Consider the following 373-nt stretch of genomic DNA (forward strand, 5'->3'; position numbering starts at 1 on the left):
TCATCGCGATGATTTCTTCGTCGGTTATCTCGCCTATTCCGGTGTCCTCTGCTTTTATGACGGCGTCTTCGGCGTAGGCGAGGCAGACGAATAGGTAGTCGTCGGGTCCGGTGCGGCCGCAAGTGAGGCGCCCGTAGTGTTGCGGGTTCTTCAGATCGCTGACATCCATGTTGAAGTCGTGGGGGCGGATCGCCCCGCGTTGCACTTCTAGGGCGAAGGCTTTGTCGTAGGTGCCGCCTTTGGTGTAGACGCCCAAGCCGACGTAGACGGTGATGAAGGATCTTTGGTGGTTGAGGGGGAGGCCGCCGAGGGTTTCTGGGTGGTTGAATTGGTTGATGGGGAGGCCGTTGAAGAGTGGGGGGAGGATTTCGGC

Annotated in this window: 1 protein-coding gene; it reads right to left on the minus strand. The window is 59.2% G+C overall.

From position 1 onward, the window contains the following. Positions 1–256, minus strand: a 256-nt coding sequence (locus EII42_RS12470; protein WP_233558419.1) for a hypothetical protein, incomplete at its 3' end; no start/stop codon positions are given. Positions 257–373 lie beyond the last annotated feature (117 nt).

This window comes from Tessaracoccus sp. OH4464_COT-324, assembly GCF_003932855.1.
Taxonomy (GTDB): Bacteria; Actinomycetota; Actinomycetes; order Propionibacteriales; family Propionibacteriaceae; genus Arachnia.